We start from the raw sequence: 8344 nt of genomic DNA, 5'->3' as shown, positions 1-8344 counted from the left end.
GGGCCAGCCGCACGCCGTTGGCGCAGGGCTTCTGGGCGGCGGCATTGCGGTTGCGCTGGGTGGCCCTCGGCGTCTCGCTGGCGGGCTGGGCCGTGCTGATGGTCTTCAGCCAGCAGTACGCCGAGGCGACGCCGAGCGATGCCGTCCTGACCGCCGCCCGCACGCTGCGGGGCTCGCTGACCTGGTTTGCCATCGTCGCCGCGGGCGGATGGGCCCAGCGCGCCTTCACGAAGGAGTCGCCGCTGCTGCGCGAGGCGAGCAAGGCGGTGTTCTGCCTCTACATCCTGCACCAGAGCGTCATCGTCGTGCTGAGCCAGTGGCTCAAACCTCTGGCCCTGCCCTGGGGGCTGGAGGCGGTGCTGCTGATCGTGCTGACCTTTGCCATCAGCGGCGGCGCCTATCTCGTGCTGCGCCGCGTGCCGGGGCTGGCGTTGCTGGTCGGCATTCAGCGCACGCCGCGCAAGGCGCTGCCGTCCACGCCGCGCGTGATGGGGCAGTTGACGACGATGCCCGTCACGTCGAGCTCGACGTCGCCCGAGGCCTGAGCGTCCAGCACCGCCTCTTCGGAGCGCAGCTCGCGCGGCGGCCTGGCCGGTTTCCAGCGCACCAGCACCAGCCGCCACAGGGGGCTGTAGTTCGGGTCCGGCCGAGCAGATCCCACCGGTGCCGGCCCGGAGGCGAAGACGCTGATCTGCGCGCCGTCGGCAAACTTGTAGACGCGCTCGGTCAGGGAGGCCGATCCCATGCCCACGGCGCCGGCCAGGCGCGGCACGTGGTGGATGCCCGCCTGCGCGGCCATCGTCCCGTCGGAGATGTCCGTCGTCACGTACTCAACGCGCTTGCCGTCGACCCAGGCCTGCTGGCGCGGCAAGGTGATGCCGGTTGGCGCTGCGCAGGCGGACAGCAGCAGGGCGGGTAGCAGGAACCAGGGAAGGGCTCTCATGGCGTGGCGGTCGTGCAGGCCGGGCGGCCCTGGTGCTATGGTGCGCCGCCCGTTCAACGCCCGGCCGCCATGATCGAGAAATTCCTGCCCGCCACGCTGCTGTTTTTCGCCGGCCTGGCCCATGCCGCGGACGCGCCCGTCGCACCGCCCCCTGCCGAGCCCGCCTACGCCACCGTGCGGCCCATGATGGCCGACCAGCAGCGCCTCGTGGCGCCCAATGCGGTCGAGATCAGCGAAGCCGTCGAGCTGGGTGGGCTCAAGCAGTGGGTCACCATCCGTGGCGCCGACCGGGCCAACCCGGTGCTCATCTATGTGCACGGTGGGCCGGGCGCGGCCGAGATGGGGCGCAGCTGGCCCTACCAGCGCGGCTGGGAGGACTTCTTCACCGTCGTGCAATGGGACCAGCGCGGCACCGGCAAGACGCTGCGCCATGGTGGCGAGGCGGCCAACAAGGTCTCGCTGACGCGCCAGCAAATGACGGACGACCTCATCGAGCTGATCGCCATGGTGCGCCAGCGCCTCCAGGTCGAGCGCGTCATCCTGCTGGGCCATTCCTGGGGCAATGTCATCGGCCTGGACGCGGCCATGGCCAAGCCGAGCTGGGTCAGCGCCTATGTCGGTGTCGGGCCGTTGATGAATCTGCAGGCCAACGAAAAGGCGCAATATGAGGCGCTGCTGGCCGAGGCGCGCAAGCGCCATGACACGGTCGCGTTGACCGAGCTGGAAGCCATCGCGCCCTATCCCGGCGAGGGCGAGATCCCCTTCGCCAAGGTCAATGTCGCGCGCAAATGGGTGATGGCCTATGGCGGCCTGGCCGCCTATCGCGACAACGCCGATTTCTACTTCCGCGCCGCGCGGCTGTCGCCCTATTACGAGTTCGAGGACCGCCTGGCCATCGACCAGGGCGGCCAGCTGTCGGTGCCGGCCCTGCTGCCCGACATGCGGCGCGTCGACCACACGCGCATCCGCGAGACGCGCTTCCCGGTCTTCATGTTCCTCGGCCGCCACGACATGACGACGCCGTCCTCGGTCATCGAACCCTGGTTGACCCAGCTGAAGGCGCCGGTGAAGAAGCTCGTCTGGTTCGAGCACTCGGCGCATCTGGCGCCCCACGAGGAGCCCGGCAAGTTCCTGCTCGCTCTGGTCGAGCAGGTGCGTCCGTTGGTGCGTTAGTACCAGTACGCCGGATACGGCCGCCGCGTGGCCCGGTGATAAAGCACCGCGACGACCACCATCGTCAGCGCACCAAACAGCGTGGGAAAGAGCAAAAAGCCCCACTTGGGTGCAACGAGGAACACGATCACGGGATTGGAGCCCGCGGGTGGGTGCATCGTCCGCGTGAGCATCATCAATGCCACCGAGACCGCCGCGGCCACGGCGAGCGACCACCACGCCGGGCCGAACACCGCCAGCGCCGCCAGGCCCACCGCTGTGCAGATGAAATGCCCACCGATGACGCTGCGGGGCTGCGAGAAGTGCAGCTCCGGGAAGGTGAACATCATCACTGCGGTCGAGCCGAAGGAGCCCAGCAGCAGCAGCACGCCCAGGTTGAACGAGCCGATCGCCAGCACGCCAATGATGGTGAACACGCCGGCGCAGGCGAGGACGCCCTGGCTCAGGGTGTAAGTGGGCGCCCTCGTGGGCGGATGCACGACGGGCGCCGGCGCGGGCGGGCGGGCCACGACGTCGGGAGCAAGCTCGCTCATGGATGTCCTCGGCAGGTCTCGGAGTCGCAGCAAGGAGCGCGCCAACTCAGGGCATAAAAAAGGGGGCAGGCCTGCAGCCTTGCCCCTGAGAACGCCACCGACACCTCTCAGCGATGGCGAGGAGAGCGAAACGAGGCCTCAGGCCGGGTTGCTGGCCGGCGTGCCGGGCACGGCTTCCAGCTCGCCCGATGCACGCGCCTTGCGGCCGTAGAAGATCTCGAACAGCGGCGTGGCCATCATGGTCGTCACCACCGCCATCAGCACCAGCATCGAGAACAGGGCCGGGCCGATGATGCCCTTCTGCAGGCCGATGTTGATGATGATGAGCTCCATCAGGCCGCGCGAGTTCATCAGCGCGCCGATGCCCAAAGCGGTGCGGTTGTCTTCACCGGCCATGCGGGCCGCCAGGTAGCAGGCGCCGAACTTGGCCAGCACCGAGGCCACCAGCACGCCCAGCGCGATCAGGAAAAGGTCGACGGAATTGATCATGTCCAGGCGCGTGTTCAGGCCGGAGTAGGTGAAGAACATCGGCAGCAACAGGATCACCGTGAGCGGCTCGACCTTCTTCTTCAGCTCGGCGGCAAACAGGCCGCGCGGCATGACGGCGCCCATGATGAAGCCGCCGAAGATGGCGTGGATGCCGACGGCGTCCATGACGAAGGCGGACAGGCAGAAACAGATCAGCGTGATGCCCAGCACCGTGTGGCTCATGTGGCCGTCACGCTCGACCATGCGGCCGAGAGGCGCCAGCAGCTTGCGGCCGAACAGCATGATGAAGGCCGCCCAGAGGACGCCCCCGCCGATGGCCAGCACGGCCACGCCAGGGCCGGCACCGAAGGCCGCCAGCACCAGGGCCAGCACACACCAGGAGACGGCATCGTCAAAGGCGCCTGCCGTGAGCGCGAGCGTGCCAAGCGACGTGTGGGCCAGGCCTTGCTCGTTGATGATGCGGGCCAGCATCGGGAAAGCCGTCAGTGCGATGCAGGCGCCCATGAAGAGGGTCGCGTTGGTCGTCGAGATGCCTTCGGCGAATAGGCCCGGCACGGTGAGCAGGAAGGGCGTGATCAGGAAGGCGATGAAGAACGGGGCCGCGATGCCGGACACCGACACGCCGATGGCGCTCTTGGCCTTGCTGGCGAAGTGGTCCAGCCGCAACGTCGTGCCGACCAGGAACATGTACAGGCCCACCCCGAGCTGGGCGCCGGTGTACAGCACGGTGCGCATTTCCTTCGGAAAGATGGCGGACTGCACGTCGGGGAAGAACAGGCCCAGCAGCGACGGCCCAAGGATGACGCCCGCGATCATTTCGCCGACCACCTGGGGCTGACCCAGGAACTTGCGGCCGGCCCAGCCGACGACCCGGCAGGCCAGCATGATGATGCCCAGCTGCAGGAAGAAGTGGATGCTGAAGTCGCCCGGCGCGTAGGTCTTGGCGGCCGCGGCCGCAGCGGGACCATGTTTGGCGAACACGTCGCCCATGATGGCAAGAAGGTCGAATTCCATGGCTGTTCCTGTAGATTTTTTGCCGTTGCCACGCACCGCCGCGCGGTTTTGTACAACGTTGTCTGCCTCTTTTGGTGAAAGCGCTCTCACCACGTGGAACACTTTGCCAGCCGGGTTTTCAATGTCCATTGGGTCGAGCAGATCCGGGCCTATGTACCTACATCCCAATTGCGCGATTGCAGGTAGGTAGGTACATTGACGAGGCCATGAAACTGCTCACCAGCCGCGATTTCAACCGTGACGTCAGCCTCGCCAAGCGGGCGGCGCAGGTCGAGCCGGTCGTCATCACCGACCGCGGCCAGCCCACTCATGTGCTGATGAGCATTGCCGAGTACCGCCGCCTGACCGGCGAGGGCGAGAGCATCCTGGAGCTGCTGGCCATGCCCGAGGTCGTGACGATCGATGCGGCCGACGCCGCGGCCGATGGCGCCTGGGATCACCGCGAAAACCTCCCCTGAGGGCGCCATGTTCCTGCTCGACACCAGCATCGTTCTCGAACTGCGCAAGGCCAAGGCCGGCCAGTCCGACGCGGGTCTTGCCGCCTGGGCCGCCGGCCTGCCGCGGCAAAAACTCTTCATCTCGGCGCTGAACCTGCTGGAGATCGAGAACGCCGCCGCCCGCCTGGGCCGCAAGGACCGCGCCGCCGGCCTCGTCGTGCGCGACTGGATCGACAGTCGCGTCACCCCCGCCTTCGAAGGCCGCGTGCTGCCGGTGGACGCGGCCGTCGTGCGCCGCCGGGCCCAGCTGCCCTACGCCAACACCCGCGACGGGCTGCTCGCCGCGACGGCGCTGGAACATGGCCTCACCTTCGTCACCCACCGCGTCTCGGCATTCCGCGTCGGGCGCGTGAAGCTGCTCAACCCCTCCGGCTACGTCGCCCAGCCCAGTGACGAGGACGAGGACTGGAGCCATGGCGCCCAGACCGGCCAGCAGTGGCTGAAGAACCTCTATACGAGAGCATGAACAAGCGACGCATTCTCATCGTCGGCGGCGGCACGGCCGGCTGGCTGACCGCCGCCTACCTGGCCAAGGCCCTCAAGCTGTCCGAGCGCAGCCACCTGGAGGTGACCGTGCTGGAGTCGCCCGACATCAGCAGCGTCGGCGTCGGTGAAGGCACCTTCCCCACCATCCGCAGTACGCTGCAATTTCTCGGCATTGACGAGGCCCGCTTCATCCGCGAGACCTCGGCCACGCTCAAGCAGGGCATCCGCTTCGTCGACTGGGCGCGCACGCCCACCGCGGGTCAGCATCAGCAGTTCTTCCATCCCTTCGAGGCGCCCTTCTACACGGAGGATCTCAACCTCGTGCCCTACTGGCTGCTGCAGGACGAGGCCGGGCGCATGCCCTTCGCCGAGGCCATGACGCTGCAGGTGCGCGTTGCCGAAGCCCACCGCGCGCCCAAGCGGGCCGGCGAGGCGCCCTATGCGGCGCCGCTGAACTACGCCTACCACTTCGACGCGCTCAAGCTCGCCAAGCTGCTGGCCGCGCGCGCCCGTGAGCTCGGCGTGCGCCACGTCGAAGGCACGGTGACTGACGTCGTTCTCGATGCGACGGGCGCCATCGCCCATCTCGACACCGCCCAGCTGGGCCGTTTCGAGGCCGAGCTTTATATCGACTGCACGGGCTTTCGCGCCGAGCTCATCGGCCGGGCGATGGGTTCGAACTTCAAGTCCGTGCGCCACCAGCTCTTCGTCGACCGCGCCCTGGCCTGCAAGGTGCCGCTGGATGCCAACGCGGTCATGGAGAGCTCCACCATCGCTACCGCCCACGAGGCGGGCTGGCTGTGGGAGATCGGCTTGAACGGCGCGCGCGGCATCGGCTGCGTCTATTCCAGCGACCACCTCAGCGACGACCGTGCCGCCGACATCCTGCGGGCCTACTGCGGTGCCGGGCACGAAGACTTGGGCGTGCGCAGCATCCCCTTCACGCCCGGCTACCGCGAGCAGCAGTGGGTGAAGAACTGCGTCGCCGTCGGCCTGTCGGCCGGTTTCCTGGAGCCGCTGGAGGCCACGGGCCTCGTCCTCATCGAAGCAGCCGTCGGCATGATCGCCGAGATGCTGCCGCACAGCGGCCCCATCCATGCACCGGCGCGGCGCTTCAACGAGCTGATGACGGCGCGCTTCGAGAACATCATCAACTTCCTGAAGCTGCACTACTGCCTGAGCCAGCGGCAGGAGCCCTTCTGGCGCGACAACGCCGCGCCGGCCACCATCCCGGATCGACTGGCCGGCTTGCTGGAGGAGTGGCAGCTGCGCCCGCCGGGCCGTTTCGACTTCGTGCTCGACACCGAAACCTTCGCCTTCTTCAACTACCAGTACATCCTCTACGGCATGGGCTTCGCCACCGACCTCAGCGCCGGGCGCAGCGATTTCCCGCAGATGGTGGACGCCGACAAGCTGTTCGCCAAGATCCAGCGTTTTGCCGACCGCGCCATTGCCGATCTGCCCAGCCACCGAGCGCTGATCCAGCAGATCAACGCGGGGCGCTGAAGGCCTGCGGTGCCGAGGGCGTTTCCAGAGGCCTGAGCGACTTCTGCCACCAGCCCACGTCACGCCACTCGCCGTTCTTGAAGCCGACGTTGCGATACACGCCCAGGGCTTCGAAGCCCGCCGCCTCGTGCAGGCCCACGCTGCCCGCATTGGGCAAGGCGATGCCGGCAAAAGCCTGGAAGTAGCCGAGCTCGGCCAGCAGCGGCAGCAGCTTCTCGTAAAGCGCCCGGCCGACGCCCTGGCCGCGTGTGTCCTCGCGCACGTAGACCGTCGTGTCCACCGACCACTGGTAGGCCGCCCGCTCGCGGTGCTTGCTGGCGTAGGCATAGCCGCAGACGGTGCCGTCCGCATCCTCGGCCACCAGCCAGGGCAGGCTGGCCAGCGTCTTCTCGATGCGGCTGCGCATCTCCAGCGCGTCCGGCGGGTCCGTCTCGAAGGAGATGCTGGTGTGGGCCACGATGGGCGCGTAGATGGCCGCGACGGCGGTGCCGTCCTCGGGAGTGGCGGTGCGGATCTTCAAGGCGGGTCCTCCATAGGGGGTGGGATGGTGCGCGCGGGCACCTGGATGAAAAGCAGGGCCGCCAGCGCGCTCAAGGCCAGGCCGGTCGACAACCACAGCACGCCGGTTCCGAAGTCCGCCAGCAGCAGGCCGAACAGCCATGGCGCCAGCGCCTGCGCCAGACGCGCCGGCAGCACGAGCAAGCCCTGGCGCTGCCCGTAGCCCAGCGGCCCGAACAAGGCCAGCGGCAGCGTGCCCTTGGCGATGGTCAGCACGCCGTTGCCCGCGCCATGCAACAGCGCAAACACCATCGCGGCAGGCGCGCCGATGACGGCCAGCAGGGCCGCGCCCAGCGGATGCATCAGCGCCGCGGCGCGCGCCGATTGCAAGGGGTGCAAGCGCCGCAGGAACCCGAACTCCAGCAGCCGCCCCGCGACCTGGGCCGGCCCGACAAGAGCGCTCACCAGGATGACCGCCGCTGGCGCGGCGCCCGCGGCACCCAGCAGCCGTGGCAGATGTGCAGCCATCGCCGTGCTGATGAACCAGGTCACCGCGAACACCCAGGCCAGCAGCGCGGCGGTCCGCATCGGCGGCGCTTCGCCGTTCGCAGCCGCTGGCGCCTGGGTGGACACCGCCAGCGCCGCGGCCTTGGGCAGCCAGGCGTTCAGTGGCAGGCCCACCAGGAGATGCAGCCCCGCCCAGGCCCAGCAGGCGCCGCGCCAGCCGAAGGTGTGCTCCAGCGCCGCCGTCAACGGCCAGCCGACGGTGCTGGCAAAGCCCGCGATCAGCGTGATGCCGGTGATGGCGCTGCGCGCGTCATGGCCGTACAGCCTCACCAGCGACGCGAAGGCTGCCTCGTAGAGCCCGCTGCCCATCGCCACGCCCAACACCAGCCAGGCGGCGAAAAGCCCGACCGGCCCATCGGCCAGGGCCAGCAGCGCCAGACCGACGGCGAACAGCAGGCTGGTCACCATCAGCACCGGCCGGCCGCCCCAGTGGTCGATGCGGCGGCCCGAGTGCGGCCCAACGATCGCCGAGACGACCAGGGCCGCGGAAAAGGCCGCGAACACCGTCGGTTCCGACACGCCCAGCTCCGCCGCCATCGGCCGCGCCAGCATGGCGGGCAGGTAGTAGGTCGAGGCCCAGGCCAGGGTCTGGGCGGTGCCCAGCGAGCCGACGACGCGCAGGCGGCTGGCTGCCATGC

9 protein-coding genes and 1 pseudogene are annotated in these 8344 nt (G+C 68.7%); 5 read left to right on the top strand and 5 right to left on the bottom strand.

Translation table 11 applies throughout. The features are described 5' to 3' along the window. Nucleotides 1–545: pseudogene (locus ACXJKR_RS01975) on the top strand (hypothetical protein); the annotation flags it as partial. On the opposite strand, the gene ACXJKR_RS01970 reads toward ACXJKR_RS01975, so the two are convergent. After that, nucleotides 446–943, bottom strand: a complete 498-nt coding sequence (locus ACXJKR_RS01970) for a DUF7482 domain-containing protein (protein WP_457320294.1) — start codon at nt 941–943, stop codon at nt 446–448. The pseudogene ACXJKR_RS01975 and the gene ACXJKR_RS01970 overlap by 100 nt on opposite strands. Nucleotides 944–1012: 69 nt before the next feature. Between ACXJKR_RS01970 and ACXJKR_RS01965 the strand changes: the two genes are divergently transcribed. After that, nucleotides 1013–2116: an alpha/beta fold hydrolase gene (locus tag ACXJKR_RS01965; RefSeq protein WP_457320292.1), complete on the top strand. Its 1104-nt coding sequence runs from the start codon at nt 1013–1015 to the stop codon at nt 2114–2116. Here ACXJKR_RS01965 and ACXJKR_RS01960 read toward each other — a convergent pair. Both ACXJKR_RS01960 and ACXJKR_RS01955 read right to left on the bottom strand, forming a co-directional pair. Beyond that, the gene (locus ACXJKR_RS01960; RefSeq protein ID WP_457320290.1) at nt 2113–2649 is read right to left on the bottom strand and encodes an HPP family protein; all 537 of its coding nucleotides are present in this window, start codon (nt 2647–2649) and stop codon (nt 2113–2115) included. The two genes, ACXJKR_RS01965 and ACXJKR_RS01960, sit on opposite strands and share 4 nt — an antisense overlap. Before the next feature lie 138 nt (nt 2650–2787). Next, nucleotides 2788–4152, bottom strand: coding sequence for a cation:proton antiporter (locus tag ACXJKR_RS01955; protein ID WP_457320288.1), 1365 nt, complete (start codon nt 4150–4152; stop codon nt 2788–2790). 206 nt (nt 4153–4358) lie between these two features. On the opposite strand from ACXJKR_RS01955, the gene ACXJKR_RS01950 reads away from it, so the two are divergent. Genes ACXJKR_RS01950 through ACXJKR_RS01940 form a run of 3 tightly spaced genes read left to right on the top strand, consistent with a single transcriptional unit; the run spans nt 4359 to nt 6641 of the window. After that, nucleotides 4359–4610: a type II toxin-antitoxin system Phd/YefM family antitoxin gene (locus ACXJKR_RS01950; RefSeq protein ID WP_056191539.1), complete on the top strand. Its 252-nt coding sequence runs from the start codon at nt 4359–4361 to the stop codon at nt 4608–4610. 7 nt (nt 4611–4617) lie between these two features. Next, nucleotides 4618–5115: a PIN domain-containing protein gene (locus ACXJKR_RS01945; protein WP_457320285.1), complete on the top strand. Its 498-nt coding sequence runs from the start codon at nt 4618–4620 to the stop codon at nt 5113–5115. After that, nucleotides 5112–6641 (top strand): tryptophan halogenase family protein, encoded by a 1530-nt coding sequence (locus ACXJKR_RS01940; protein ID WP_457320283.1) that lies wholly within the window; start codon nt 5112–5114, stop codon nt 6639–6641. The genes ACXJKR_RS01945 and ACXJKR_RS01940 overlap by 4 nt, the downstream gene beginning before the upstream one ends. On the opposite strand, the gene ACXJKR_RS01935 is transcribed toward ACXJKR_RS01940, so the two are convergent. Together ACXJKR_RS01935 and ACXJKR_RS01930 are read right to left on the bottom strand one after the other, a co-directional pair. Then, the gene (locus tag ACXJKR_RS01935; protein WP_457320282.1) at nt 6625–7161 is read right to left on the bottom strand and encodes an arsinothricin resistance N-acetyltransferase ArsN1 family B; all 537 of its coding nucleotides are present in this window, start codon (nt 7159–7161) and stop codon (nt 6625–6627) included. The two genes, ACXJKR_RS01940 and ACXJKR_RS01935, sit on opposite strands and share 17 nt — an antisense overlap. Continuing rightward, on the bottom strand, nt 7158–8342 hold the full coding sequence (locus ACXJKR_RS01930; RefSeq protein ID WP_457320280.1) for an MFS transporter: 1185 nt from the start codon (nt 8340–8342) through the stop codon (nt 7158–7160). The genes ACXJKR_RS01935 and ACXJKR_RS01930 overlap by 4 nt, the downstream gene beginning before the upstream one ends. Between the last annotated feature and the right edge of the window lie 2 nt (nt 8343–8344).

The organism is Roseateles sp. P5_E11, from assembly GCF_054049355.1.
This window is presented reverse-complemented; position numbering and strand designations above follow the sequence as displayed.